Raw genomic sequence first — 319 nt, 5'->3', positions numbered from 1 at the left:
ATGACATAATGATCGGAAAACTCAATGGTTAAATGCGAATCGTCAGCAGGACACATAACTTCATGAAGTTTTTCCCCTGGACGAATTCCGATGAATTTTAGCTCTAGATTTGGAGCGTAAGCTTTTGCTAAATCAATGATATTAACGGAAGGTATTTTAGGAACAAAAATTTCTCCACCATACATGCGAGAAAAGTTTTTTAGCACAAAATTCACACCATCCTGCAAGGTAATCCAGAAACGAGTCATGTCTTTATGAGTAATAGGTAAATGGTCACTACCGTTGGCGATGAGCTGTTTAAAGAAAGGAACAACTGATC

General features: G+C 37.6%; 1 protein-coding gene. It reads right to left on the bottom strand.

Annotated features, from left to right (window positions below; translation table 11 throughout):
• The coding region (locus AAEZ02_RS22070; RefSeq protein WP_351125125.1) for a polysaccharide biosynthesis protein at positions 1–319 on the bottom strand (319 nt) is incomplete at both ends.

The organism is Shewanella sp. T24-MNA-CIBAN-0130, from assembly GCF_040310185.1.
Lineage (GTDB): Bacteria > Pseudomonadota > Gammaproteobacteria > Enterobacterales > Shewanellaceae > Shewanella > Shewanella psychromarinicola.
This window is presented reverse-complemented; position numbering and strand designations above follow the sequence as displayed.